The 23,704-nt window shown below is 69.4% G+C and carries 32 protein-coding genes; all 32 read left to right on the forward strand.

The window, feature by feature from the left end; all coding sequences use genetic code 11:
- Positions 1–5: 5 nt before the first annotated feature.
- Positions 6–590 (forward strand): RuvC family protein, encoded by a 585-nt coding sequence (locus JW792_RS03525; protein WP_135997312.1) that lies wholly within the window; start codon positions 6–8, stop codon positions 588–590.
- On the forward strand, positions 587–1,198 hold the full coding sequence (locus JW792_RS03530) for a hypothetical protein (RefSeq protein ID WP_135997313.1): 612 nt from the start codon (positions 587–589) through the stop codon (positions 1,196–1,198). Before JW792_RS03525 ends, JW792_RS03530 begins: the two co-directional genes overlap by 4 nt.
- Complete coding sequence (locus JW792_RS03535; RefSeq protein WP_135997314.1) at positions 1,195–1,509, forward strand: hypothetical protein; 315 nt, start codon at positions 1,195–1,197, stop codon at positions 1,507–1,509. Before JW792_RS03530 ends, JW792_RS03535 begins: the two co-directional genes overlap by 4 nt.
- Positions 1,506–2,918, forward strand: coding sequence for a replicative DNA helicase (locus JW792_RS03540; RefSeq protein ID WP_135997315.1), 1,413 nt, complete (start codon positions 1,506–1,508; stop codon positions 2,916–2,918). Before JW792_RS03535 ends, JW792_RS03540 begins: the two co-directional genes overlap by 4 nt.
- A 2-nt stretch (positions 2,919–2,920) precedes the next feature.
- Positions 2,921–3,841, forward strand: a complete 921-nt coding sequence (locus JW792_RS03545) for a hypothetical protein (RefSeq protein WP_135997316.1) — start codon at positions 2,921–2,923, stop codon at positions 3,839–3,841.
- Complete coding sequence (locus tag JW792_RS03550) at positions 3,838–4,491, forward strand: hypothetical protein (RefSeq protein ID WP_135997317.1); 654 nt, start codon at positions 3,838–3,840, stop codon at positions 4,489–4,491. The genes JW792_RS03545 and JW792_RS03550 overlap by 4 nt, the downstream gene beginning before the upstream one ends.
- Positions 4,492–4,602: 111 nt before the next feature.
- Positions 4,603–4,938 (forward strand): HNH endonuclease, encoded by a 336-nt coding sequence (locus JW792_RS03555; RefSeq protein ID WP_135997318.1) that lies wholly within the window; start codon positions 4,603–4,605, stop codon positions 4,936–4,938.
- 247 nt (positions 4,939–5,185) lie between these two features.
- A complete protein-coding gene (locus JW792_RS03560) occupies positions 5,186–6,760 on the forward strand; it encodes a terminase large subunit (protein ID WP_206340892.1) in 1,575 nt (524 codons plus the stop codon).
- A gap of 11 nt (positions 6,761–6,771) precedes the next feature.
- Positions 6,772–8,067, forward strand: a complete 1,296-nt coding sequence (locus JW792_RS03565) for a phage portal protein (protein WP_158291650.1) — start codon at positions 6,772–6,774, stop codon at positions 8,065–8,067.
- A complete protein-coding gene (locus tag JW792_RS03570; protein ID WP_135997321.1) occupies positions 8,051–8,890 on the forward strand; it encodes a S49 family peptidase in 840 nt (279 codons plus the stop codon). Before JW792_RS03565 ends, JW792_RS03570 begins: the two co-directional genes overlap by 17 nt.
- Before the next feature lie 98 nt (positions 8,891–8,988).
- Positions 8,989–10,323: a phage major capsid protein gene (locus tag JW792_RS03575; protein WP_135997322.1), complete on the forward strand. Its 1,335-nt coding sequence runs from the start codon at positions 8,989–8,991 to the stop codon at positions 10,321–10,323.
- Positions 10,324–10,388: 65 nt separating this feature from the next.
- Positions 10,389–10,844: a hypothetical protein gene (locus tag JW792_RS03580; protein ID WP_135997323.1), complete on the forward strand. Its 456-nt coding sequence runs from the start codon at positions 10,389–10,391 to the stop codon at positions 10,842–10,844.
- Positions 10,844–11,095, forward strand: coding sequence for a hypothetical protein (locus tag JW792_RS03585; RefSeq protein WP_135997324.1), 252 nt, complete (start codon positions 10,844–10,846; stop codon positions 11,093–11,095). Before JW792_RS03580 ends, JW792_RS03585 begins: the two co-directional genes overlap by 1 nt.
- Positions 11,096–11,109: 14 nt before the next feature.
- On the forward strand, positions 11,110–11,694 hold the full coding sequence (locus tag JW792_RS03590; RefSeq protein ID WP_135997325.1) for a head-tail connector protein: 585 nt from the start codon (positions 11,110–11,112) through the stop codon (positions 11,692–11,694).
- Between the two features lie 64 nt (positions 11,695–11,758).
- Positions 11,759–12,331, forward strand: a complete 573-nt coding sequence (locus tag JW792_RS03595) for a hypothetical protein (protein ID WP_135997326.1) — start codon at positions 11,759–11,761, stop codon at positions 12,329–12,331.
- A complete protein-coding gene (locus JW792_RS03600; RefSeq protein ID WP_135997327.1) occupies positions 12,318–12,665 on the forward strand; it encodes a phage head closure protein in 348 nt (115 codons plus the stop codon). Before JW792_RS03595 ends, JW792_RS03600 begins: the two co-directional genes overlap by 14 nt.
- Positions 12,662–13,084, forward strand: coding sequence for an HK97-gp10 family putative phage morphogenesis protein (locus JW792_RS03605; protein ID WP_158291651.1), 423 nt, complete (start codon positions 12,662–12,664; stop codon positions 13,082–13,084). The genes JW792_RS03600 and JW792_RS03605 overlap by 4 nt, the downstream gene beginning before the upstream one ends.
- Before the next feature lie 9 nt (positions 13,085–13,093).
- A complete protein-coding gene (locus tag JW792_RS03610; RefSeq protein WP_135997329.1) occupies positions 13,094–13,534 on the forward strand; it encodes a DUF3168 domain-containing protein in 441 nt (146 codons plus the stop codon).
- 6 nt (positions 13,535–13,540) lie between these two features.
- Complete coding sequence (locus tag JW792_RS03615) at positions 13,541–13,957, forward strand: phage tail tube protein (protein WP_135997330.1); 417 nt, start codon at positions 13,541–13,543, stop codon at positions 13,955–13,957.
- Positions 13,958–13,967: 10 nt separating this feature from the next.
- Positions 13,968–14,357, forward strand: coding sequence for a gene transfer agent family protein (locus tag JW792_RS03620; RefSeq protein WP_135997331.1), 390 nt, complete (start codon positions 13,968–13,970; stop codon positions 14,355–14,357).
- 41 nt (positions 14,358–14,398) lie between these two features.
- On the forward strand, positions 14,399–14,545 hold the full coding sequence (locus JW792_RS03625) for a hypothetical protein (RefSeq protein WP_158291652.1): 147 nt from the start codon (positions 14,399–14,401) through the stop codon (positions 14,543–14,545).
- The gene (locus tag JW792_RS03630) at positions 14,546–16,522 is read left to right on the forward strand and encodes a hypothetical protein (RefSeq protein WP_135997332.1); all 1,977 of its coding nucleotides are present in this window, start codon (positions 14,546–14,548) and stop codon (positions 16,520–16,522) included.
- Positions 16,519–17,235 (forward strand): hypothetical protein, encoded by a 717-nt coding sequence (locus JW792_RS03635; protein WP_135997333.1) that lies wholly within the window; start codon positions 16,519–16,521, stop codon positions 17,233–17,235. The genes JW792_RS03630 and JW792_RS03635 overlap by 4 nt, the downstream gene beginning before the upstream one ends.
- Entirely contained in the window at positions 17,236–17,946 is a 711-nt protein-coding gene (locus tag JW792_RS03640) for a hypothetical protein (RefSeq protein WP_135997334.1), read from the forward strand.
- Positions 17,947–17,960: 14 nt separating this feature from the next.
- Positions 17,961–18,299: a DUF7936 family protein gene (locus tag JW792_RS03645; protein ID WP_135997335.1), complete on the forward strand. Its 339-nt coding sequence runs from the start codon at positions 17,961–17,963 to the stop codon at positions 18,297–18,299.
- Positions 18,300–18,322: 23 nt separating this feature from the next.
- On the forward strand, positions 18,323–18,553 hold the full coding sequence (locus JW792_RS03650; protein ID WP_135997336.1) for a hypothetical protein: 231 nt from the start codon (positions 18,323–18,325) through the stop codon (positions 18,551–18,553).
- A gap of 4 nt (positions 18,554–18,557) precedes the next feature.
- Positions 18,558–19,220 carry a DUF2163 domain-containing protein gene (locus JW792_RS03655; protein ID WP_135997337.1) on the forward strand — a complete coding sequence of 221 codons (663 nt, stop codon included), beginning with the start codon at positions 18,558–18,560 and terminating at the stop codon, positions 19,218–19,220.
- Positions 19,220–19,603: a DUF6950 family protein gene (locus JW792_RS03660; protein ID WP_135997338.1), complete on the forward strand. Its 384-nt coding sequence runs from the start codon at positions 19,220–19,222 to the stop codon at positions 19,601–19,603. Before JW792_RS03655 ends, JW792_RS03660 begins: the two co-directional genes overlap by 1 nt.
- Positions 19,604–22,540, forward strand: coding sequence for a phage tail protein (locus JW792_RS03665; RefSeq protein WP_135997339.1), 2,937 nt, complete (start codon positions 19,604–19,606; stop codon positions 22,538–22,540).
- Complete coding sequence (locus tag JW792_RS03670) at positions 22,537–22,881, forward strand: hypothetical protein (RefSeq protein WP_135997340.1); 345 nt, start codon at positions 22,537–22,539, stop codon at positions 22,879–22,881. Before JW792_RS03665 ends, JW792_RS03670 begins: the two co-directional genes overlap by 4 nt.
- Before the next feature lie 22 nt (positions 22,882–22,903).
- Positions 22,904–23,107 (forward strand): hypothetical protein, encoded by a 204-nt coding sequence (locus JW792_RS03675; RefSeq protein ID WP_135997341.1) that lies wholly within the window; start codon positions 22,904–22,906, stop codon positions 23,105–23,107.
- Positions 23,108–23,182: 75 nt separating this feature from the next.
- A complete protein-coding gene (locus JW792_RS03680) occupies positions 23,183–23,704 on the forward strand; it encodes a hypothetical protein (protein ID WP_135997342.1) in 522 nt (173 codons plus the stop codon).

A 23,704-nucleotide genomic window follows, 5' to 3' on the forward strand; every position in this document is an offset into this window, starting at 1 on the left:
CCGGCATGAAGATCCTCGCCTTCGATCTCGGGACCAAGTCCGGCTGGGCCTTCGGTGCGCCCGGCTGGCGGCGTGCGCCCGATGCCGGCCTCGTCCGCCTGCCCCGCACGGGCGAGGACATCGGCCGCTTCGCCCATGCGTTCCGCGCCGAGGCCCGCGCGCTGATCGAGCGCTTCGAGCCCGACATCGTCGGCTTCGAGAGCCCGTACCTGCCCGCCACGCGGTTCAACCCGGTGACGCGCAAGCCGGAGCTCGCGACCAACATCACCACGCTGCGCAAGCTCTACACCATCGCCGGCGTGCTCGAGCTGGTCTGCGCCGATTACAAGATCCGGTGCGTGGAGGAGCACATCCCCACGATCAAGAAGGCCGTGACGGGCAACGGGCGGGCGACGAAGGAGCGGATGATCCCCGCGGCGGAGAGCTTCGGCCTGGTCTATCCCGCGGGGCTGAAGATCACCAGGAGCGAGGACGAGCGCGAGCACCTGGCCGACGCCTTCGGGGTCTGGCTGTGCGTGGCGCGCGCGGTGGCCAGCGGCGAGGCCGCGCAGATCGAGCCGCTGTGGGTGGCGGGACGGGGGGCGGCGTGAGCGCGGTTGCGAAGAACGCCCATGTGTGGGAGCGCGATGAACTCGACTGGTATGTCGAGCCCGAGCGCTGCACCCGCCAGCTTCTCGCTCGCGAGAGATTTATGGGCCCAATCTGGGACCCGGCCTGCGGCGGTGGCAACATCGTCCTCGCCCTGCTTGCCTGTGGCCATCAAGCCAAGGGGACTGACATCGTCCGCCGCGTCGGCGCGCAGGAGACGTGGTTCCACGGCGAGCGCGACTTTCTGAAGATGATCCACCCCGTCGCGGGCAACATCGTCTGCAACCCGCCGTTTTTTCGCGCGAAGGGCGCCGAGGCGTTTATCCGCAAGGCGCACGAGCTGGCGTGGGGCAAGATCGCGATGTTTCTCGACATCCGATTCCTTGCCGGCGCCGATCGCGCCACCGGGCTGTACCAAGACTTGCCGCCGTCCCGTATCTGGATCGTCACGCCGCGCGCCTCTTGCCCGCCGGGCCAATACCTGATGGACGGCGGCAAGGCGGGCCACGGTTCGTCGGACTGGTGCTGGGTCGTCTGGGACAAGACAGCGCCCGCGCCTGCATTTCCCGCCCTAGGCTGGCTCACCGCAGAAGACGAGGTGGCGTCATGAAAACCCTGACGCCCGACGAGATCGATGCCTGGTCGGCGTCGCGCCAGCGCTATCCGGACGTGGCCGTGGCGCTGGTCAAGACCGACGAGGGCCGGTTGGTCATGATCGACTGCGCCGGGCTGTGCTGGTTCGCGCGCCTGGCCTCGCCGCGCTTCATCGGCGGCGAGCACGACGACCTGCGCGGCCTGCCTGCCATCCTGACGCCGGTGGAGGGCCCGTACACCGCCGAGCAGATGCGCCTCATGACCGGCGAGCCCGCCATAGTGGGCTATGCCCGCGGCCTGCCCCGGCCCGGCGGGAGGGCGGCATGAAAGACGGCGCGATCCTCGACTATCCTGCATCGCAGGGCGAATCCCCCGCGCTCGCCGAGACGGCTCCGCCGCACTCGATAGAGGCCGAGCAGGCTTTCATGGGCGCCCTGCTGTGGGACAACGGTCTGTTTGACGCGGTCAGCGACTGGCTCGCGCCGGAGCATTTCTACGATCCCGTCCACGGGCGGATATACCGCATCGCGGCCGAGATGATCGGATCTGGGCGGCTGTGCGACGGGGTGATGCTGAAGGCGCGCCTCGAGGCCGATGGCGGGCTGAAGGAGATCGGCGGCACGGCGTATCTGGCCGAGCTGGTTGCCGAGAGCGTCGACGCGGCGTCGGGTGAGGCCTATGCGCGCCTGATCTACGAGCTGTCGCGCCGGCGGGCGCTGATCGAGCTGTCGGCCGACATGGCGCGCGAGGCGAGGACGGGCGAGGGCGAGGACGCGGCCGAGCGCATCATCGAGACCGCCGAGTCCCGCCTGTCCGCGCTGTGCGGGGCGAGCGAGGAGGGGCGCGAGGCCGGGGCCGCCGAGGCGTTCGACCTGGCGCTGGCCGAGATCGACAACCCGTCTGTGCGCATCCCCACCCGCCTGCACGCCCTGGAGGAGCGCATGGGCGGGTGGCGGCCCGGCGGGGTCTACATCATCGCGGGCCGCTCCTCCATGGGCAAGACGGCGCTGGGCGTGGAGGCGGCCTGGCGGGTTGCCGAGAGCGGGCTGGCCACGGTCTTCGTCTCCATCGAGATGCCGCGCCAGGAGGTCGCCTGCCGCATCGGGGCGAGCCTCACGGGTATCCAGTATCGCAAGATCCTGAGCGGGCAGGTCGACATGGAGGACCGCCGCGCCCTGAGGGGCGCACGCGAGCGGATCGCCGCCGCGCCGCTGACCATCATGGACGTGCCCGGGGTGACCGTGGCGGGCCTGCGCGCGCGCCTTCGCCGCTGGAAGCGGGCCCAGCTCGCCGCCGGGCGCAAGATCGGCGTGGCGGTCGTGGACTATCTCCAGCTGATCAAGCCCGAGCGCGATGCCGGCAGCATCTATGCCGACGTGACCAAGATCAGCCGGGCGCTGAAGCCGCTCGCCCGCTCGCTGCAGATCCCGCTGATCGTGCTGGCCCAGCTCTCGCGCGAGACCGAGCGGGAGAAGGACAAGCGCCCGCGCCTGTCGCACCTGCGCGATTCGGGAGCGATCGAGGAGGACGCGGACGCGGTGCTGCTGCTGTACCGCGACGCCTACTACGCCGACCGCGAGCCCGAGCACGACGACACCGTGAAGGAGCAGGACCGCAAGAACCGCGCGGGCTCCTACGAGATCGAGATCGACGTGGCGAAGAACCGCCAGGGCGCGATCGGCCGCGTCAGCCTGTGGTGCGACGTGAAGACCAATCAGTTCAGGGAGTGGAGGTAATCATGGGCAATCCGTGGATGAAGTTCTATCCGGGCGATTGGCGCGCTGATCCAAAGCTCCGGATGTGTTCGCTCCAGGCCCGCGGGCTCTGGATCGAAATGCTGGCCTTGATGCATGAGGCCAGCCCTTACGGCCACCTTCTCGTCAACGGCCGGCGGCCGACTGACGCGCAGCTCGCCGTGTTGGCAGGAGCCCCATCCGACCAGATCACCGATCTACTCGGCGAGCTGGAGGCGGCCGGGGTGTTCTCCCGCACGAGAGAGGGCGTGATCTACTCGCGCCGCATGACCCGTGACGAGAAGAAAAGCGCCACAGCGCGCAAGAACGGCCAAAAAGGGGGCAATCCAAGTGTCGGAAGAAAAAAGGAAAATCCGCCGTTGGATAACCCCCCGGATAACCCACCGGATAAGCCCCAGAAGCCAGAAGCCAGAAGCCAGAAGGGGGAGCGCGCGGACGCGCGCAAGCCGGCCCCCATCACCGCCGAGCATTTGAGGCAGATCGAGCAGGTCTACCCGAAAGCCGGTCTGGTGAACGATTCCCCGCAAGCCCTTCTGCACCAGGTGGGCCGGGCAAGCCTCAGGCTTGGCGGGATCGACCGGCTGATCGACTCGATGCGCCGCTATGCCGCCGCCGTCGATGAGGCCGACACGCTGCCCAAGGGCTTGCGCAAGTTCCTCGACCCGGCCGAGGGCCTTGCCGAGCGCTACGCCCCGCCGGAGACCGTGAACGGGCGGACGGTGGAGAGCTGGGAGGGCGAGCTTGCGCTGTGGCGCGACCACGGCAGCGAGGACCCGCAGATGTGGCGCCGGCGCGTCGGCGGGCCCAATCCCGGCGAGCCCGGCTGCAGGGCCCCGGCCGAGCTGCAGCGCCGGTTCGGGTTCGATCCGCGCCCTTTGGCCGTGGGTGAGGGGAGGGCGGCGTGACCTACCACACCCGCCCGCTGGCCGATCTCACCGGCGGCAGGGACGGCCACCCGATCGACCTGTCGGCCAGGGTGCGCGTCAGCCAGAAGCCGAACGAGCCCGACGAGTGGGCCCCGATCGACGTGAGCCATCCGGTGGAGAAGGCCCGCCTGCGCTTCGTCGAGAAGGGCGTGTCCTGGCTCGGCCGGGACGAGCGCGAGGTGGACCGGCGATACCGCGCCGCGCGGGTGTGGCAGGGCCTGTACCTGACCGCCTCGGGCCAGATGAGCGGCGGCACGCTGTACGGCGAGCGCGTTGACGGCCGCGGGGACGGGGAGATGGGCCAGCTGATCCAGCTGCAGGCCGGGATCGACCGGGTGCGCATCGTGCACGGCAGGCGCGAGACCGGGGAGGAACCCGCACGCGGCATGACGGTGCGCCGCCAGCACGATCTCGACGCGGTGTGCGGGGAAGGCGCCGGGCTGTCGCAGCACGCGCGCGCCATGGGCCTGCACCGCTCGAGCGTGATAGAGTCCGTGATCGCCGGGCTGGACGCCGTGGCAGGCTACGCCCCGTGGTCGGCCCGCCTGGAGCGCGTGCAGGTGCTGATGATCCGCCCGGTGGTGCGCGCGAGCAGACCTGTGACGAACCGGAAGGGAAAGCGCCGTTAACGCTTTCACTGTTGACGCACCCCACAAAATCAGGCATGCGATCAGGTAGTCAGGAATGCTGCGCCCCGCCGGTCATCGATCGCGCGGGGCGTTTGCGTAGAGGAGGCGCGATTGGCACGCCGCACCCAGCGCAGCCCCGAGGCCGAGCGCTACCGGCGCCTGTACAAGACCGCCGCATGGATGAAGGCCCGCCTCGCCCAGCTCGCCCGCCAGCCGCTGTGCGAGCGCTGCCGCAGGCGCGGGATCGTGCGCGCCGCCACTGTGGTGAACCACCGCGTCCCGCACAAGGGCGACTGGTCCCTGTTTATCGACCCCGAGAACCACGAGAGCGCGTGCGCGCCCTGCCACGATGGCGAGATACAGAGCGCGGAGCGCCTGGGCTACAGCAAGAGCCTCGCCCCCGATGGCACGCCGACCGACCCGGCCCACCCATGGAACGCCGACTGACTGTTGCCACAGCGGCAACAATAGGGGGGAGGGGCGGGTCCAATCTCTGGGGGGTGGAGCGCTTGGGACCGGCGTGGGGGTCAAGAACAGAATTAGTTTCGCGGGATCGTCACTAATTCGGCGGTCAAAAGCGGATTATTTCCCGGCGTTGATGCCGCTTCGGAAAAGGTGAGCTATGGGGCTTCGCGGGCCTGGTGCGTCGCGGGCTAGGGCTGCACGCGAAGCGGCCAGGCAATCGCGGCGCCGGATGCCGTGGAAGAAAAAGGGGCTGAGCCGCGTCGAGCGGGTGATCGCCTTCCTGGAATGGCTGCCCATCACGAAGGGCAAGCTCGCCGGCACGAAGATGAAGCTGCTGCCCGAGCAGCGCGAGTTCGTCGAGGCGGTGTACGGGCGCAAGGACGTGCGGCTGGGTATCAAGTCGGAGCCGCGGGGCAACGGCAAGTCCGGGCTGTGCTCGGGGCTTGCGCTGTGCCACCTGCTCGGGCCGGAAGCGGAGCCCCGGGGCGAGGTCTACTCGGCGGCGATCGACCGGCAGCAGGCCGGCATCCTGTTCAACGAGATGGAGGCGATCATCCTGGCGGTGCCGGAGTTTGCCGCGGCGGTGAACATCCAGCGCTTCCACAAGCGGATCGAGGTCACCGATCCGGACCATCCCGGCGCATACTCGACCTACGAGGCGCTGAGCCAGGATGCGCGCCGGGCGCACGGTCTCGCGCCGAGCCTGTGGATCTACGACGAGCTGGCGCAGGCGCGGAGCCGCGAGCTGCTCGACAACCTGCAGACCGCGATGGGCAAGAGGAACCGCTCGCTCGGGCTGATCATCTCCACCCAGGCGCCGGACGATCTTCACCCGCTTTCGCAAATCCTTGACGACGCGCTGGCGACGAAGGACCCGGGGATCGTGGTGCACCTCACCTGCGCGCCGGACGATGCCGATGCGTTCGCGGAGGAAACGATCCGAGCCTGCAACCCGGCGGCCGACGTGTTTCTCGACATCGGCACGATCCTGAAGGAGGCCGAGCGCGCGCGGCGGATACCGGCCTTCGAGCCGGCGTTCCGCAATCTCCGGCTCAATCAGCGCGTCGATGCCAATGCGGAGAGCCGGATCGTGACGCGCCCGGTCTGGGAGGCGTGCGGGGGCGCGATGATCGATCCCGAGGAGCTGGCCGGCAGGACCTGCTACGGCGCGCTCGACCTGTCGGGCAAGCACGACCTGACGAGCCTCACGCTGGTGTTTCCGAACGACGAGCCCGAGCCGGTCTACGACATCCTCGCCTTCTTCTGGACGCCGGAGGGCCAGATGGAGGCGCGGCCCGACCGGGAGCGCGAGATCATGCGCACCTGGATCGACGCCGGGTTCATCACCGCAACGCCGGGCGCGACGATCCGGTATCGCTACATGGCCGAGCAGATCGCGGAGCTGCGCCGGCGCTTCGACATCAAGGCCATCGGCTTCGACCGCTGGCGCATCGACGACTTCAAGGCCGACATGGAGGAGGAGGGGCTCGACGACCTTCCCCTCGAGCCGCACGGCCAGGGGTTCAAGGACATGGCCCCGGCGATCGACCAGCTGGCCGAGTGCGCGCTCACCGGCCGCCTGCGCCATGGAGACAACCCGGTGCTGACCGCGTGCGTGGCCAACGCGATCACGGTCAGCGACCCGGCGGGCAATCTGAAGATCGACAAGGAGCGCTCCAACAAGCGCGCGCTCCTGCGCATCGACGGGGCGGTGACGCTCGCCATGGCGCTCAACGTGGCCAAGCGCTTCGAGGGCGAAGTGCAACAAGACATTCCCGAAGACTACGAGGTGACGGTCATATGATCCGACGCGCCATGCAAAGCGCGCTCCGCCTCGTCGCGGGAGCGCCGGGAGTTCGCCGCGACCCGACCGATCCGCGCTGGTGGGACGAGCACCCCGACGTACTGAGCCCGGCCGGGGTCTACGTGACCGACGAAACGGCGCTGAATCTGCCGATCGTGATCGACTGCCTGAACGTGCTGTCGCAGCCGATCGCCTCCCTGCCCAAGCGGGTTTACCGGCGCACGCGCGACGCCGATGGCAAGCCGGCGCGCGAGCCGGTCGACAATCACCCGATTGCCGACCTGATGCGGGCCAAGCCGAACAACACGATGACGGGCTACGAGTTCTTTGCCTTCATGCAGTGGAACCTCGCCTGGTATCGCAACGCGTTCGCGGAGATCCTGCCCGGTCCGCGCGGCGCCGTCGACCAGCTCATCCCGATCCATCCCTCGCGGGTGACGGTGCAGAAGCAGCGCGACGGATCGGCGCTCTACCATGTGGACGAGCCGGGCAACCGGCGGGTCCTCACGCCGGACGAGATCTGGCATCTGCGGGCCGCGCCGTTCGATAAAGACGCGCTGTGCGGCATCTCGATGCGCATTACCGGCCAGGAGGCGCTTGGGGCCGCGCTGGCGGTGCAGCGATACGGCGCGCGCTTCTTCAAGAACAACGCCACCTCGGGCGGTGTGATCGAGCATCCCTCGAGCTTCAAGGACAAGGAGCAGCGGCGCAGCTTCATTGAGGCGTGGCGCGCGGCGAGCACCGGCGACAACGCGCACAAGGACCGGGTGCTCGAGTTCGGGATGAAGTACACGCCGGGCAAGGTCAACAACGACGAGGCGCAATTCCTCGAGACCCGCAAGGAGGCCGATCTCGACATTGCGCGCATGTGGCGGATTCCGCCGCACAAGGTGGGCCATCTCGAGCGCGCCACGTTCTCGAACATCGAGCAGCAGTCGATCGAGTTCGTCGTCGACACGCTGCTGCCCTGGATCACGCTATGGGAGCAGGCGATCAGCCGAGACCTGATCGTCGGGGACCAGACGTATTTCGTGGAGTTCAACGTCTCCGGCCTTCTGCGCGGAGACATCAAGAGCCGCTTCGAAGCCTACACGCAGGGCATCCAGAACGGCTGGCTGTCGCCGAACGACGTGCGCCGGCTGGAGAACCTCAATCCGATCCCCGGCGGCGACCAGTACTGGCGCCCGCTCAACATGGCCCCGCTGGACGCGCCCTACGAGACCGCCGGCGCGGGCACGCGCGAAGCGCTCGCCGAGCTCAAGCAGATCCTTCAGGAAAAGGAGCGCGCCGATGAACCGGCCGACTGATCACGACCGCCGCGCCCATGTGGACCTGGGCCCGGTCGATTGCCTCGACCGCTCCCGGCTGGCGCGGTTTTGCGGCGACACCCGCCCGGCCGCTCAGGCTGGCAATGCGGTCACGACCGCCGGTGTTGCGGTCATCCCGGTCACGGGCGTGATGACGCTGCACGGGATCGAGATATTCGGCCGGACCATCGGCGGTACCACGGCGCGCACGCGCGAGCGGATCGCCCGCGCGCTCGGCGACGAGTCGGTCTCGCAGATCGTGCTCAACATCGACAGTCCCGGCGGCGCGGTGGACGGCATCCCCGAGCTTGCCGCCTTCATCCGCGAGGCGAACGAGCAGAAGCCCGTCACGGCGGTGGCCAACACGCTGGCTGCCTCGGCGGCCTACTGGATCGCCACCGCCGCGGGCGAGCTGGTGGTGACGCCCTCCGGCGAGGTCGGCTCCATCGGGGTCTACATCCATCATGAAAACTGGGCGGCGTTCGAGGAAGGGCTCGGGGTCGAGCACACCTTCGTTCACGCCGGGCGCAACAAGACCGAGGCCAACATGTTCGAGCCGCTCTCCGAGGAGGCGCGCGCGCATCTGCAGGCCCGGGTGGACGATGTCTACGCGATGTTCATCGCCGACGTCATGCGCGGGCGCGGCGTCACCCGCTCGGTCGCCTCGGGCGAGCAGTTCGGCGAAGGCCGGACCTACGGGGCGCGCGAAGCCGTGCGCCGCGGCATGGCCGACCGGGTCGCGACGCTGGAGGAAACGGTGGCGCGCCTGACCCGCCCGTCGGGCCGTCCGCGCCGCCGCGCCAGCAAGTTCGCCTTCATCTGATTTCGCGCATCGCGCGCGAAACCCGACTGTCCCCGCCGGAGATACCGGGCCGGCGGGACGGTGTCTCTCGTGCCCGGTTGTCAGAAGGAGCGCTTCCCATGAAGCATCTTAAGGAGCTCCGTCAGAGCGTTGCCGACCTGAAGAAGCAGGGGCGCGAGAAGACGGACGAGTACAACACCCTCGCCGCGAAAGCGGAGAAGGCCGAACTCGGCGAAGAGGAACAGGCGAAGCTCGCCGCCCTCGAAAGCGAGATCGAGAAGCTGGAGGAGCGGACCGAGGCGGCTCAGGCCGAGCTCGACAAGGCCGAGGCGGCGAACCGGCGCAAGAAGCTGTTCGCCGAGCCCGAGGCCCCGCGCCCGTCCGGCCGCAACCCGGCCCGGTCCTACGGCACGAACGAGCCCAGCCCGGAGCGCTGCTTCGGCTTCCGCTCGCTCGGCGAGTTTGCCGGGGCCGTGCAGAAGGCGAGCGCCGGCCGTACCGTCGACGACCGCCTGCAGCAGTTCGCGGCGCCGTCGAACTTCCACCAGGAAGCCGGCGGGGATGCGGGCGAGGGCTACCTGGTGCCGCCGCAGTTCCGCGAGGAGATCTACGACCTCGTGTTCTCCGAGCCGGACATCTTCACCATGGTCGACACCGAGCCGACGCGCTCGAACCACGTGAAGATGATCCGCGACGAGACCACGCCGTGGGGCTCGACCGGGATCACGGCGAACTGGCGCGCCGAGGGCACCCAGATGAGCGCGGACAAGCTCGCCCAGAAGGAGGTCGGCGTCGACCTTCACGAGCTCTACGTCTTCGCCCTGGCGACCGAGGAGCTGCTGGAGGATGCCCCGCGTCTCGGCGACCGCCTGACGCGCAAGGCCGCCGACGCGATCCGCTGGAAGGCGTCGGACGCGGTGGTCTACGGCAACGGCGTCGGCAAGCCGGAGGGCTACTTCGAATCCGCGGCGCTGGTCACCCAGGCCAAGGAGTCGGGCCAGTCGGCCGACACGATCACGGCGGCCAACGTGCTGAAGATGTACGCCCGCCAGCTCAACCCGGCCCGCTCGGTCTGGCTGGCCAATGTCGACATCCTGCCGCAGCTCGGCACGATGACGATCGGCGACCAGCCGGTCTGGACCCCGCCCTCGAGCGGGATCACCGGCGCGCCCGGCGGGTTCATCCTCGGCCGGCCGCTGATCTTCACCGAGCACGCCAAGACGCTCGGCGACAAAGGCGACCTGCATTTCGTCGACCTCATGGGCTACTACAGCCCGCAGAAGGCCGGCGGTATCCGCTTCGCCGACAGCCTGCATCTGTACTTCGACTACAACATGCGGGCCTTCCGCTGGACGTTCCGCATGGGCGGGCGCCCCTACCTGTCGTCCCCGGTCTCCCCGGCGAACGGCTCAAACACGAAGTCGCACTTCGTCGTGCTCGCCGAGCGCGCCTAGGCGTCCTGATCGGCGGGGCGTGATCGTGCGCCCCGCCGTCCATCTTCCTGAAAGGAGAGACCCACATGGGGAACAAGAACCTTCGCCCCTCCGACCGCGTCGCGGTGCTGGGGAGCATCGACCCGGACGCCTACTTGGCCTCCACTGTCACCACCGGCTGGGTGTCGGCCAAGCAGTTCATGACCTTCATGGCGCTTGTCCAGGCCGGCACGCTGGGCACGAACGCCACGCTCGACGCGAAGATCGAGCAGGCGAGCGATTCCAGCGGCACCGGCGCCAAGGACGTCTCCGGCGCGGCGATCACGCAGCTGACCCAGGCCGGCACGGACGATTCCGACAAGCAGGCCGTCATCAACCTGCGCCACGAGGATCTCGACATCGCCAACGGCTTCGACCACATCCGCCTGTCGATCACGATCGGCACCGCGGCCTCGGATGCCGGCGGCGTGCTCCTCGGTCTCGACCCGGCCTACGGCCCGGCGTCGGACAATGACGCGTCGAGCGTGGCCGAGATCGTCTGATGAAGGTCCGCTTCACTCAGACGCGCGTCGTCGCGGACGAGCATGAAGGGACCGATCGCGAGACCCGGTTCGAACAGGACCGGGTCTACGATCTCCCCGAGGCGTCCGCCGAGCGGTGGATCGCGCGCGGCGTTGCCGTGGCGGTCAGCGAAAGCGAGGCAAAGCCCGCTTCGGCTCCGGCCGCTGCGCCTGCCAAGCCGCAGGCCAAGGCCGGGTCGCGGAAAAAAACCGCTGGTTCGGCAAGTAGGTAGGGCAGAGCTGCGCCATGGGCTACACCCTGATCACCGCGCCGGCCGCCGAGCCGCTGTCGCTTGCGGATGCCAAGGCGCATCTGCGCGTCGACTTCACGGCCGACGACGGTGAGATCACCGACCTGATCGCGCAGTGCCGCGCGGCGATCGAGACGTGGACCCGGCGCAAGATGATCGCGCAGACCTGGGAGCGCAGCTTTGCGGGCTTCCCGCTGCGCGATGCCGACCCGATCGAGCTCGACCTGCCGCCGGTCGCCTCGATCACGTCGATCAGCTATGTCGACGAGGACGGGGCCACGCAGACCTTTGCGGCGGAAAAGTACATCCTCGAGGCCGGATGGGAGCCGGGGCGCATCCATCTGGCCTACGAGCAAGAATGGCCGGCCACACGCGCGGTGGCGAACGCGGTCACGGTGCGCTTCGTCACGGGCCGGGCCGACGCGGCGGCGGTCAAGGAGAAGGACGGCGACCTCATCGCCGCCCTGAAGCTGCTGCTCGCCCACTGGTATCAGAATGCGGCCGGCGTGAATGTCGGCAACATTGTCAACGAGATGCCGCTCGGTGTCCGGGCCCTGCTCGACCCGTACAGAAATTACTGAGGCCACGGCCCGGCCCTGGCGCGGCGCGAGCGTGCTTCTTGCCGGGGCGGGGCCGTCGGCCGGTATGGCGCCGGCGCGCGCGGCGTTCGAACGGCTTGCGCGCTCGGACCGGGTGCGGGTCGCGGTGGTCAACGAAACCGCGCTCCTCGCGCCGCGCGCCGACCTCGTAGGCGCAAGCGATGGGTCCTGGTGGAGCCACACCGCCTTCGACTGGCGGGCCAGCCGCGCGCTCAAGGTCAGCGCCGCCGATGGCCCGCATTGCCGCGAGGGTGTCGTCAGAATCGTGGCGGCGGGCCACGAGATGCGCTTCGAGCGGCGGGGCTGCGTCGGGGCCGGGGGCAGCAGCGCGTTCCAGGTGCTGAACCTGCTCGCGCAGTTCGGCGCCGCGCGCATCGGCCTCATCGGGATCGACGCGGGGGAGCCGGTGCACTGGCACGGCGAGGGCTGGCCGTTTGCACCCGGCGCCCGGCTCAAGCCCTGGGTGACGCGCACATGGCGCACCTGCTTCGACGCGGCGGCCGGTGTGCTGGCCGATCGCGGGATCGAGGTCGTCAACCTTTCGCCCGTCTCGGCGCTCACCGCCTATCCGCGCCGGGATCTCACCGACTGGATCGAGGAACACGATGGCCGCACGTAGCGCCGGCGATCTTCGCGAGGTCGTCACGATCGAGCAGCAGTCGCAGGTCCACCAGGGCGGCGGGGTCTATGCGCCGGGCTGGTCGACGCTGCACGGAAGCGTTCGCGCGCGGATCGAACCGCAGAGCGGGCGCCAGGTCATGCGCGCCGAGCAGACCGTGGACCGTCACCGCTATCTGGTGACGATCTACCGGCGCACGGGGCTCGACAACACGATGCGCCTCGTCTGGACCAACGAAAGCGATCGCAAGCTCCGCATCGAGAGCGTCGGGCTCACCCCCGGCGACCGGCGCTACATGGAGCTGGTCTGCTACGAAGAGGAGCCCGCGACGTGATCTCCGGCGGGCGCATCGAGGGCGGCGCGCGCATCCGCCGCCTGGTCCAGGCGATCGAGCGCCAGGACCGGCGCATCACCGAGCCGATCAAGGCCGCGCTGGAGCGCGGGGCGGAGCGGATCGAGGCGGCGATCAGGAGCGAGATCATCGCCCAGGGCGCGGTCGACGAGGGCGACCTGTTCGACGCGGTGGGCAAGAAGAAGCTGTCCAACGGGTTCCGCTGGAAGATCGGCTATTTCAAGAAGGGCAATCTGCGCAAGTGGCGCCTGGCCGGCTGGCGCGCGCACTTCGTGGAGTTCGGCACGCGCACGCAGCGCCCGCGCCCGGTCGTGCGGCAGGGCTTCCGCAGCCAGCTTCGCCCGGCCCGCGCGGAGATCCGGCGCGAGACCCGGCGCGCGCTGCGCCGCTTTGCCCGCTAGAGGTGATCCATGGCCTTTCGAAGCGATGCCGAATGGCAGCTGCAGCTGGCCATCTACGCCCGGCTGACCGCAGAGCTGCCCGCGGGCGTGCCGGTCTATGACGGGGACTCGGTCCCGCCCGGCGCCGCGCTGCCCTACGTGACGATCGGCGAGGACAGCTACGAGGACACGCCCGACAAGACCCACGAGGAAGCCGACGCCACGGTGACCGTCCACACCTGGAACGGGCTGTCGGGAAGCTACATCGCGCGCAAGGGCGCCAAGACGCTGATCGGTCTCGTCAGCCGCGCGCTTCACCGCCGCCCGCTGGACGCGGAGTTCGTCGCGGCAGGCGTCACGAACCTGAAAACCCCGGTGTGCGTGCGCGAGTTCGCGGACGCCTTCAAGGACGACGACCCCGACACCTGGCACGGCGTCGTCCGTTTTCGCGTCAACCTCACGGAAGGATAGAGGACCATGGCCAAGGAAGATGGCGCCAACGTACTGCTGAAAGTTGGCGATGGCGGGACGTCGGAGACGTTCACCACGCTTGCCGGCCAGCTGAACACCCAGCTGCAGATCGAGACCGACGAGATCGATCACACCGCCAAGGACAGCGGCGATTTCGGCGAGTACGCGCCCGGACGTATGCGGGTCACCGTGACCTGCTCCGGCAGGACGAAGTGGAACGACTCCGTTGCCGCGCTGGAAAACCTGCTGACCGCGGCCCAGAACAGCGCTGCGATCAATGTCGAGTGCCACGTCAACTCGGATGGCGACAAGTACGCCTTCAGCGCGATCGTTTCGGGCGGCATCACCGGGCAGGACAAGGAGTCGACGCAGTACGACTTCACCCTGCGCAATGCCGGCACCGTGACTGTCCCGACCTACTAGGGCGCGGGGCATGACCAACAAGGTACGCGGTGAGGTCACGCTGACCCTGGCGGGCAAGGCGGTCACGCTGCGCCCGACCTGGGACGCCATCGTGGCGACCGAGGCGGCGTGGGACTGCGGCTGGCCGGAGATCGTGCGCCGGCTCGAGCTGCAGCGCTTTCGCCTGCCCGAGCTGGCCGCCCTGATCCTGGAAGGCATCAAGGCTGCCGGCCCGCAGAAATACGCCGAGCCGACGCTGAAGCAGGTCGGCGAGCTGCTGATCGCCCACGGCGCGCTGCAGGACGACGTGGTGGAGGCGCTGGTGACCTACGTCATGGGCCCGCTTCACGACTTCGACAAGGCCGCCAGGGACGATCCCGACGCGGGAAAGACGAAGGCGGGGACGGTCCCCTCCGCCTGAGCGACATAGCCCCGGATTTCCAGGGTGCGGCCTCGGCCGCAATGCACTGGAGCCCCGACACATTCTGGTCCTCCACCCCCGGCGAGTTCCTGCGCGCGGCGGCGGCCCTGCGCCGCATGCACAACCCGCAGGAGGCCGGATCGGAGGAGTGGGACCGCTGGAAGCGCAAGACGTTCGGAGACGCGTAGATGGCCGGTGAACTCGACCGTATGAGCGTGGTGCTGGAGGCGCAGACCGCCCCCCTGCGCCGCGGCATCGAACAGGTGGAGCGCCGGCTGTCGCAGTTTGACAGCCGGTTCCGCCGCAACATGCGGCAGAACGAGCGCGCGACGACCGCCTTTGCGCGCGGATTCCAGCGGCTGGCCGTCAGCGTCGGGGCCGTCGCCGGCGCGAGCGCGCTGGCCGCGTTCACGCAGCAGTCTCTCGCCGCGGCGGAATCGATCAAGGACGTGGCCGACCGCGTGGGCTTTGCGACCGAGCGCCTGCAGGAGCTGCGCTTCGCCGCGGATCAGAACGGCTCCTCCGCGCGCACGCTCGACATGGCGCTGCAGCGCTTCTCCCGGCGCGTGGCCGAAGCCGCCCAGGGCAGCGGCGAGCTGGCCGGCGATCTTCGCCGGCTTAACATCCCGCTGCGCGACGCCAACGGGCAGATGCGCGACAGCTACGACATCCTGCGCGACTACGCCGACGCGATCCAGAACGCCGAAAGCGAGCAGGAACGCCTGCGCCTCGCGTTCAAGGCCTTCGACTCCGAGGGCGCGCAGCTGGTCGCGCTCATGGCCCAAGGCTCGGAGGGGATCGACCACTTCAGCGCCCGCGCCCGCGAGGCCGGTCTGGTGCTGGAAGACGGCATCGTGCGGCAGGGCGCGGAGGCCAACGCCACGCTGCGGGCGATGCGTCAGGAGTTCCAGACCGGGCTGAACCGGGCGATTCTGGAAAATGTCGACGGGATCGAGACGCTGGTCTCGGCGATCGGCAATCTGGTGCGCGGCATGCTGACCGCGATCGGCGCGGCCCACCGGCTTGGCGTGGAGATCCGCGACCTTCTCAATCTCGACACGCCGGGCCTCGAGGAGCAGGCAGCGGGTTTCGCCACGGCCGCCGCCCGGATGCGCGCCAACCCGAACATGACGCGCGGCGAGCTGCGCTCGCTTCTGAACGACCAGGTCGGCCGCGATGAAGCGCGCCGGTTCATGCAGAGCGTCGGCCTCGTCAATGCCGACGGCCGCACGCTGGGCAGCCGGCTGCCGATCGACGGGCCGGGCGCGACCCGCAGCCGCGAGCAGATGATCGAGCTGCTCGAGGGGTTCGGCGACGGCGCGCGCCGCATGAAAGAGATCGTGGACGAGTTGGAAGCCGTCGAGGTGCCGGACCTGGTGCCGCGCCGTGGGTTCCCGCTTGAGCCGATCACCGAGTCCGAGTTCGTCCCCATGCGCGGCGAGCCGGGAAGCGGACAAACGGTCAGCGGGTTCCGCGACCGCGTCGGGCAGCTCTACGAGGGCGGCACAAACGAGCCGGACGAGTCGCGCGAACAGGCCAAGGAACAGGCGCGCGTGAAGGTCGAAGCGGAGAAGGACGAGTATGTCCGCAACCGCGACGACTTCGCCCGCGAGTTTGCCAGCGTCGCCACCCAGGGGTGGATGGCCGCGTGGGACGGCAACCTGGCCGACTTCGCCGCCCGCAAGCTGCGCGATGCGCTGTCGAACTATCTCTTCTCCCTGTTCGAGCAGCTCGGCCGCCAGCTCTTCGGCGGGGGCGGAGGCGTTCTCGACCTGGTCTCTCTGGCCGCGGGCAAGCCCGGCGCGGGCGGGATCGGCAAGGTCAAGGGCCGCGCGTCGGGCGGACCGTTCAGCGCAGGCAGCCTGATGCGCGTCGGTGAAAGCGGGCCCGAGCTGGTCGCGACCGGATCGGCCGGCACGGTGATCAACGCTGCAGCGGTGCGCGCGCTGGCCCGCCGGCCGATGGGCGGGGCCGCGGCCCATATCTCGATCTCGATGGGCGGCATACAGGTGGATGCGCGCGGCGCGACGCAAGATGCCGTCGAGCAGATGCGCGAGGTCCTGCCGGCCGCGTTCGAGGAAAACAACCGGCGCCTGCTCGCGCGCATGCGCTCGGAGGTTCCTGGCCTCGTCCTGCGGGCGCGCCAGGACGGGGTGCTGAAATGAGCTCGCTCGCGGCGGCCATTGCCCTGCCGGACGTGCTGCGCGCGCGCGAGGCGAGCTTCGAGCTTTCCCGGGCGGAGTCGGTCAACCCGGCGCTTGGCGGCACGGTCGACGCGTTCGAGCGCGCGACGCCGCGCTTCACGCTGGAGTACCAGTCCGGCCCGCTCAAGCCCGCCGAGCTGCAGGCCTGGCGGGCGTGGTTCCTGAAGCTGCGCGGCGGACAGAACACGTTCCTCGCCTGGGACCCCTGGGCGGAGCGTCCGTTCGACTGGCCTGCAAGCACCGACCCGGACAGCGTCACCGCCGATTCCACGGTTGTGACCGCGGACAGCACGGCGCACACGGCCGACGAGACGAAGTACGGCTGGGGCAATCCCCGCCTGACCGCCGTCGACGCGAGTGCGCGCACGATCTCCCTGTCCGACTTCGCCGCGGGCGCCACCATCAAGGCGGGCGATCCGATCTCGTGGGACGATGGCACGAACCGCCGCCGCGTGGTCGCGGTGGCCGATGCGACGGCCAGCGCCAGCGGTGTCATCTCCGGCCTCGCCGTCGAGCCCGCACCGGTGGCGCCGTCTTCGTACCCGGTGCGCGTCGATCTCTATCGCGCGGCCTGCGAGATGCGCGTCGATCCGGCGAGCATCCGCATCCCTCTGAACTACCGCACGAACGGGCAGGTGAGCTTTGCCGCCTACCAGATCATCAGGAGCGTCTAGATGGCTTTTTCTCTCGTCGGTGTAGGCAGCGCCGCGAACGACGGCAACGGCGACTCGCTGCGCACCGCGTTCCAGACGATCAACACGCTGATCAGCGCGGTCAACAGCGCCTTGCCGCTCGGCGCGGGCTCAGCCTCGGCGCCGGCCCTGACGCGCGACGGGGATCTCAACACGGGGTTCTTCTTCCCGGCGGCCGATCAGATTGCGGCGGCGGTTGGGGGGGCGGAAAAGTGGCGTCTGACAGCAACCGGATTTGGCATCGGGACGACTGCGCCGTCCGAAATCTTTCATGTTGCTCATGCAACAAACACTTACGGACTCTTTGTAACGGATGGGGCGGACGCACTTCGGTATAGGTCCCTATTGGGCGGAATTTCAGAGATTTCCATTGGCGGCGCGGGCGCCACGGATATCAGCTTTGCACTGCAGTATTCCCGCGCCACCGGGCACACCAGCTTTCTGCATGGAGCGCGCGGTTCCTATTCGACCGCCATGCTTATTCAAAACGGCACCGGCAATGTCGGCATCGGCACGACGATCCCGAACCACCTGCTCGACGTCAACGGCGCAATCGGCTTTACGCCCGGGGCGTCCGTGACCCCTGCGGACAACGGCGATGTCGTCTTTGAGGCAACCAGCGACACCACGTTCACCATCAAGCTCAAGGGCAGCGACGGGGTTGTGCGGTCTGGCACCGTCACGCTGGCCTAAAGGAAGGTTATCCCATGACCATCACCTACTCCTGGACCTTCTCTCCGCAGGGCAAGGACCGGCCCGACCTGTCGCTGACCGGCGTCGTCACCAGCTTCGAGGTGCGCGTACGCGCAACGGACGAGGCCACGGGCGAGAGCGCCGAGGTCTATTACGCCATCCCGCTGGCCGATCCGGACCCGCAGAATTTCACGCCCTTCCCGAGCGACCCGGCCGAGACACCCGCCTTCGAGGCGCTGCTGCAGGGCTGGGCTCTCGAGCATCTGGGCGAAACCGCAGACGCCCTCGAAGCCCGCGCGCTCGCCCAGCTCGATGCGCTGCAGAACCGGCCCCAGCCGCTCGTCCTGCCCTGATCCATCAACCGGAGAACCCGACCATGGCGAATGAAGGAACGAACCTTGTCGACGCTGCCTACGCCCAGGCGGCCATCAACGAGGTCACGCGCCAGCGCGAGGCGGCGCTGGACCAGGTGGTCGGCTTGCGCCTCGAGCTGCAGGCGCAGGCGGGCCAGATCGAGGCGCTGCAGGCCGAGATCGCCGCGCTGAAGGACAAGCTCGCCCGCGCCCGCAAGAGCGCGCGCAAGGCCCGCGAGGCGGCGAGGGCATAGACCCATGCGCACGATCTCCACCGAAGCCGAGACCCAGCTCGAGCGCGGCGAGGGTGCGGTCCGCTTCGCGGTCAAGTTCACCTTCCCCTCGGGCACCTACCGCTTCTGGGACGAGGACGAGGGCACGCTGACGATCGACGGGGAGACCTATGTCGGGGCCGGCGCGATCGCGGAGTTTTCCGGCGTGCCCGGTGGCGGCGGCCTCGCGGCCGACCGCTTCGCCTTCACGCTGGACGGCACGCGCATGGTGCAGGCCGACGTAGCGGGCGATCCGGCGGCGCTGCTTGCGACCTTCCACGACGAGGACTATCGCAACCGGCCGGTCGATCTGACCATGGTTCTGTTCGAAAGCGCGCCGGGCGACGTGGTGCTGGCGCTGCCGCTCCTGTCAGGTGTGGTTACGGGCGCGCCGCTGCGCGTGGGCGAGGAAGCCCGCCTCGACATCGAGTGCCAGGCGCGCTCGGCCCTGCTCGGCCGGCAGAACGGGGGCACGCGCTCCAAGGCCCATCAGCGCAGCCTCTACGCCGACGACACCGGCCTCGACTACGTGGTCGACACCGTCAACGGGGAGGCCTCGCTCTGGTGGGGCCCTCGCCAGACGCGGCGCACGAGCGGCGGCGGCGATCCCGGCCGCTTCCCCGACCGGCCCGACGCCTTCCTGGTCTGATGGCGCGCCTGCCCGACTGGGAGCGCCGCGCGGCCGAATGGCTGCGCGAGGCGGAGACGCGCGCGCTCGACTGGAAATCCCATCACTGCGCCTTCCTTGCCGCCGATGCCTGCCGCGCCGTGACCGGGAAGGACCCGGCACGAGGCTGGCGGCGCCGGTCGGCGGCGGCGATGCGCGCGCAGTCGGCCCGCGGCGTCTTCGCTCTGGTGCCCTACGCGCAGATCCCGGTCGCGCGCGCGGGCCGGTTCGACCTGCTGGGCTTCGAGGGCGAGGGCGGCGAGGCGCTGGGGGTGTGCCTCGGGCGCGAGGCGCTGGTGTTCGTGGACGGCCGGCCGGCGCGCGTGCCGGCCCTGAGCGCGGTGAAGGCGTGGAGGGTGGAGTAGATGCCGCAGATAGTGCCTGCCGTCGTGGGGGCCTTCGTCAAGTTCGGCACAGTGGTCGCCTCGAAGGGCCTTATCAGCGGGCTCGTCGGCACCGCGCTCGGCAAGTTCATTATTTCGACCGCGATTAGCGTCGGGCTCAGCATTCTGACGCGCCCCCGCATCGACCTGTCCGAGCAGGACACGCCGGGCCAGGAGCTGAAGGTCCGGTTCCAGACCGACCACCCGATCACCGTGCTGGTGGGCCAGACCGCGACGGCAGGCCATTGCGTCTGGGCCAACTCGCGCGGCACCGACAATCGCTATCTCGAGCGGATCTTCGTCCTGTCGGACTATGCCTGCGACGGGTTCGTGAAGCTCTACGGCGACGGGGAGGAGCTGACCCTGTCCGGCGACCCGACGGCGGCCTGGGTGACCTGCACGAGCAAGTACCAGGACAAGGACAACAACGACATGCTGTCGGTGCGCGTCTACCTCGGCAGCGAGGACCAGGCGGCGGACTCCGAGCTGATCGCGGCGTATGGCGATCTCGACAGCAATTTCCGCCTGCGCGGCAAGACCTACGCGATCGTGCGCTGCGACTACGACCCGGAGTTCGCCTTCTCCGGCGGGGAGCCCCAGCTTCTGTGGGAGATGAAGGGCGCGCCTGTCTTCGACCCGCGCGAGGCGAGCCACGACGCGGCCGATCCGGACACGTGGGCGTGGAGCGACAATCCCGCGCTGATCGCCGCGCAGTACTACCAGGGCTGGACGCGCGCGGGAAAGACGATCCTCGGCGCGGGCTGGGACCGCTCGCGCATTCCCGAGGCCGACCTCATCGCGGCGGCCAACGAGTGCGACGAGGAGGTGAGCCTCAAGGCCGGGGGCACCGAAAAGCGCTACCGCGCGGGCGGGCCGCTCTACAGCTCGCGCTCGCACCGCGGCAATATCGAGAAGCTGCTGCTCGCCATGGACGGTGAGGTCGACGACACCGCCGGCGAGGTGCGCTTCCTGCCGGGCGTGGAGCGCGCGACGGTCAAGGAGATCAAGTGGAACGACATCCTGTCGGCCTCCACGCTGGAACTCGATCCCGAGCTCGACCCGGCCGAGGGGATCAACAAGGTGCTGTCGCGCCATCCCGACCCGGCGAACCAGTACCAGATCGTGGAGCTTCCCGAGCGCACGAGCGCGACCTACGTCACCGAGGACGGCGGCGCGGACCTGACGCTCGACACCGCCTTCGACCTCGTCAATTCCTCCACGCAGGGCCAGCGCCTGGGCAAGCGCCTCCTCGAGCGCGCCCGGGCGCAGCGCCGCCTTTCGCTGACCGTGCGGCTGAAATACGTCGTCCTGGAGAAGGGCGACCGCGTGACGCTCGACGCCACGCTGCGCGAACGCCTGCGCCTGCCGGAGACGCAATGGCGGGTCGAGCAGCGCCCGGCGGTGAGCCTGCAGCGCGACGAGCAGGGTCTGCAGGTCAACCTCGTGCTGCGCGAGCATCCCGACGCCATCGGGGACTGGACCCCGGCGAGCGACGAGCTCGACATTGGCGGAACGGCATCGACCACGCGGCCGGGGGCGCCGACGCTGGCGCTGTCCGGCTTCGCCGTGGCGGGCTTCGAGGCCGGGTCCGGAAGCGCGGTCTACCCCTCCGGGCGCGCGACATGGACGACGCCGGTCAATCCCGCGATCAAGGCCGTGACGGTGGAGATCCGCGAGAACGGCGACAACACGACGCTGCAGTCCCTGCCGACCGTGCGCCCGGGCGAGGGCGTGATCACGTTCGGCCGCCTCGCGCCGAGCACCACCTACCAGGCGCGCTACATCCTGGGCGACGGGGAGAAGACCACGAACCCCTCCTCCTGGACGAGCTTTACCACGACGGCCAACGATTCCTCGACGACGGCCCCCTGGTCGGGTGTGACCGGAGCGGGCAAGCCGGAGGATAACGCGACCTACGGCGCCCGCGCCGGGGTCGACCTGCGCGACAGCGGCGGTTCCACGCTTGCCGACGCCGACGTCAAGAACGCCGCCATCACGATCGGCTCCGACGGCACGCTGTCCGGCGCTGGCGGCGGACAGGTCACGATCGGCGGGCTCGGCTTCACCGGCGACCTGAACGCCACCTACGGCGCGGACTGGTCCGCCACGTTGACGAACCGCCCGACCGAGCTGACCGACGGGCGGATCACCGCGGCGCTGGACAGTGCGGGCGACCTCGCCGCCGACGTTCGGATCACGCAGCTTTCGGGCACGACAAAGCGTTCGGTCGGCCGCTCGCTCGGTTTTATCGAGGCGCAAGACGGCGACGCGATCACCTTCGCGGCGAGCTTCAACACCATTCCGCGCGTGCACCTGTTCGGAGGCAAGGGCCTGACCTACGACACGCAGCTGGAGAGCGGCGGGTCGCCGGTCAACATGGTGCAGGATTACAAGCCGCTGAACCAGACGACGTCCGGTTTCACGGTGCGCGCAAAAATCCGGGGCGAGGCCAGCGGCACGACTGCCAAGAGCGACAGCGTCGCGACGTCCGGCGGCGGCGGTGCGCCCGATCTGGTGGGCGACAAGTCGACGGCCGACGAAGCGTTCGACGACGGCTATACCTTTGCCGGCACGGTGTCGGGAACCGCGTCGGCCGCTTTCGAGACGGTGCGCATCGGTGTGTACACCAATGACGGGTCCGGGTGGGTGCAGCGCGGCACGGTCGACGTCGCGACAAGCGGCAGCGGTTCCTTCTCCAAGTCGTGGGAGGTGACCGTGACGGTCGACGGTCTCGGCCAGCATGCGGGCCAGGAGTTCGGCGTGTCGATAGAGTTCGTCGATTCCGGCATCACCGGCGAGGCGCTGTCGTCTGTCACGGTGAGCTACGACGCGGCGGCAAGCTCGACCGAGTACACCGCCACCCCCGGCAGCGAGAAGATCCTCGCCTACATCTACGAGTCCGACGAGGCCATCGAATGAAGACCCCGACCTGCGCTCATGCGCTTGCAACCGATCCGCAGGCCTGGCCGACGGATGCGGCCGGCCGCGCCCCCTGTGGGGCTTGCGGGCAATGGCACAAGCCGTTCCGCCTGGTCGACGTGCGCGCCCATCTCCTGACCGGCCTGCGCCCGCTGTCCTTCCTGTGCGACGGCTGCGTCTCGCGCCTCATTCGCCCCGGCCGCAAGGCCGAGCGCGAGGGCGTGCGCCCCGTGCCCAAGAGCGCCTTCATCCGCGGCCTGCCCGGAGAGACCGCGACCCGGCTCGCCCACCAGCTGCGCCGGACCGCGAAGGACCGGCCGGAACTCGACCGCCTGCCCTGAAACCCGAAAAGGAGACCCGATCATGGCAACCCAGAAACCCCACGGCCCGGAGGTCGTCGACGCGATCCACGACAAGATCCTCGCGATCGAGCGGCGCATCACCGCGCTGGTCGAGGGCGACGACCCGGTGGAGAAGCGCACGCTCGTCGAGCTGACGAAGCTGAAGAACGTCTTCATCGGCGCGCGCACGAACACGCAGATCTCCCGCGACGCGCTGAAGAAGTAGAGCGCGCCCCGGAGAGACGCGGGCCCGGCCGCCGCGCCGGGCTTTTTCATGCCTGCCGCAAGGGAGAGACTCGGCATGCCGACCCGCATCCTCAACGCCGTCCTGCAGAGCTGGGACGCGATCGCGACCTATGCGCTCTCGATCCTCGCCGCGATTTCCTCGGTCGCGATGACCGATTCCCCGGTCACGATTCTCGGCTTCCCGGTCCTGCAGGCCATCGGCCTTCTCGGCGGGAGCATCGCCGAGTGGGGCGTGCGCGGCGCGGCCTATGCCGAGCTGCCGCCCGAACGCCGGCGTCCGCTGGGCGAGGAGCTGCGCCTGCGCGCCTTCTGGGCGAGCGTGGCGCTCATCTTCGGGGCGCTGTGGGCGCACTACGCCGTCGACTTCATCAACACGAACTGGCCCGGCCACGCCGCCTCGGCCGGCCTCGTCAGCTTCGTGTGCGTGTTCATGTCGATGGCCGCGATCGACGTCCTTCGCGCCCTGCGCCGCATCTTCGCGCGCCAGTCGACCGAGCGCGCGCTGGAGGGCCTGGTGATCGGATTCATCCGCAAGAAGGCCGGGCTGCCGCCCGAGCCGCCGGCAGGGGAGGGGTGA

The sequence above is a fragment of the Marinicauda algicola genome (assembly GCF_017161425.1).
GTDB classification, from domain to species: domain Bacteria; phylum Pseudomonadota; class Alphaproteobacteria; order Caulobacterales; family Maricaulaceae; genus Marinicauda; species Marinicauda algicola.

What these genes read in the sequence shown, in the direction of transcription:
- JW792_RS03665 (WP_135997339.1), top strand. Translation starts at nt 19,604, where the DNA reads ATGCCGCAGATAGTGCCTGCCGTCGTGGGGGCCTTCGTCAAGTTCGGC.
- JW792_RS03640 (WP_135997334.1), top strand. Translation starts at nt 17,236, where the DNA reads ATGGCTTTTTCTCTCGTCGGTGTAGGCAGCGCCGCGAACGACGGCAAC.
- JW792_RS03645 (WP_135997335.1), top strand. Translation starts at nt 17,961, where the DNA reads ATGACCATCACCTACTCCTGGACCTTCTCTCCGCAGGGCAAGGACCGG.
- JW792_RS03660 (WP_135997338.1), top strand. Translation starts at nt 19,220, where the DNA reads ATGGCGCGCCTGCCCGACTGGGAGCGCCGCGCGGCCGAATGGCTGCGC.
- JW792_RS03630 (WP_135997332.1), top strand. Translation starts at nt 14,546, where the DNA reads ATGGCCGGTGAACTCGACCGTATGAGCGTGGTGCTGGAGGCGCAGACC.
- JW792_RS03585 (WP_135997324.1), top strand. Translation starts at nt 10,844, where the DNA reads ATGAAGGTCCGCTTCACTCAGACGCGCGTCGTCGCGGACGAGCATGAA.
- JW792_RS03670 (WP_135997340.1), top strand. Translation starts at nt 22,537, where the DNA reads ATGAAGACCCCGACCTGCGCTCATGCGCTTGCAACCGATCCGCAGGCC.
- JW792_RS03675 (WP_135997341.1), top strand. Translation starts at nt 22,904, where the DNA reads ATGGCAACCCAGAAACCCCACGGCCCGGAGGTCGTCGACGCGATCCAC.
- JW792_RS03545 (WP_135997316.1), top strand. Translation starts at nt 2,921, where the DNA reads ATGGGCAATCCGTGGATGAAGTTCTATCCGGGCGATTGGCGCGCTGAT.
- JW792_RS03590 (WP_135997325.1), top strand. Translation starts at nt 11,110, where the DNA reads ATGGGCTACACCCTGATCACCGCGCCGGCCGCCGAGCCGCTGTCGCTT.
- JW792_RS03560 (WP_206340892.1), top strand. Translation starts at nt 5,186, where the DNA reads ATGCCGTGGAAGAAAAAGGGGCTGAGCCGCGTCGAGCGGGTGATCGCC.
- JW792_RS03655 (WP_135997337.1), top strand. Translation starts at nt 18,558, where the DNA reads ATGCGCACGATCTCCACCGAAGCCGAGACCCAGCTCGAGCGCGGCGAG.
- JW792_RS03540 (WP_135997315.1), top strand. Translation starts at nt 1,506, where the DNA reads ATGAAAGACGGCGCGATCCTCGACTATCCTGCATCGCAGGGCGAATCC.
- JW792_RS03635 (WP_135997333.1), top strand. Translation starts at nt 16,519, where the DNA reads ATGAGCTCGCTCGCGGCGGCCATTGCCCTGCCGGACGTGCTGCGCGCG.
- JW792_RS03650 (WP_135997336.1), top strand. Translation starts at nt 18,323, where the DNA reads ATGGCGAATGAAGGAACGAACCTTGTCGACGCTGCCTACGCCCAGGCG.
- JW792_RS03625 (WP_158291652.1), top strand. Translation starts at nt 14,399, where the DNA reads ATGCACTGGAGCCCCGACACATTCTGGTCCTCCACCCCCGGCGAGTTC.
- JW792_RS03615 (WP_135997330.1), top strand. Translation starts at nt 13,541, where the DNA reads ATGGCCAAGGAAGATGGCGCCAACGTACTGCTGAAAGTTGGCGATGGC.
- JW792_RS03620 (WP_135997331.1), top strand. Translation starts at nt 13,968, where the DNA reads ATGACCAACAAGGTACGCGGTGAGGTCACGCTGACCCTGGCGGGCAAG.
- JW792_RS03680 (WP_135997342.1), top strand. Translation starts at nt 23,183, where the DNA reads ATGCCGACCCGCATCCTCAACGCCGTCCTGCAGAGCTGGGACGCGATC.
- JW792_RS03535 (WP_135997314.1), top strand. Translation starts at nt 1,195, where the DNA reads ATGAAAACCCTGACGCCCGACGAGATCGATGCCTGGTCGGCGTCGCGC.
- JW792_RS03610 (WP_135997329.1), top strand. Translation starts at nt 13,094, where the DNA reads ATGGCCTTTCGAAGCGATGCCGAATGGCAGCTGCAGCTGGCCATCTAC.
- JW792_RS03525 (WP_135997312.1), top strand. Translation starts at nt 6, where the DNA reads ATGAAGATCCTCGCCTTCGATCTCGGGACCAAGTCCGGCTGGGCCTTC.
- JW792_RS03570 (WP_135997321.1), top strand. Translation starts at nt 8,051, where the DNA reads ATGAACCGGCCGACTGATCACGACCGCCGCGCCCATGTGGACCTGGGC.
- JW792_RS03595 (WP_135997326.1), top strand. Translation starts at nt 11,759, where the DNA reads ATGGCGCCGGCGCGCGCGGCGTTCGAACGGCTTGCGCGCTCGGACCGG.
- JW792_RS03600 (WP_135997327.1), top strand. Translation starts at nt 12,318, where the DNA reads ATGGCCGCACGTAGCGCCGGCGATCTTCGCGAGGTCGTCACGATCGAG.
- JW792_RS03575 (WP_135997322.1), top strand. Translation starts at nt 8,989, where the DNA reads ATGAAGCATCTTAAGGAGCTCCGTCAGAGCGTTGCCGACCTGAAGAAG.
- JW792_RS03565 (WP_158291650.1), top strand. Translation starts at nt 6,772, where the DNA reads ATGCAAAGCGCGCTCCGCCTCGTCGCGGGAGCGCCGGGAGTTCGCCGC.
- JW792_RS03580 (WP_135997323.1), top strand. Translation starts at nt 10,389, where the DNA reads ATGGGGAACAAGAACCTTCGCCCCTCCGACCGCGTCGCGGTGCTGGGG.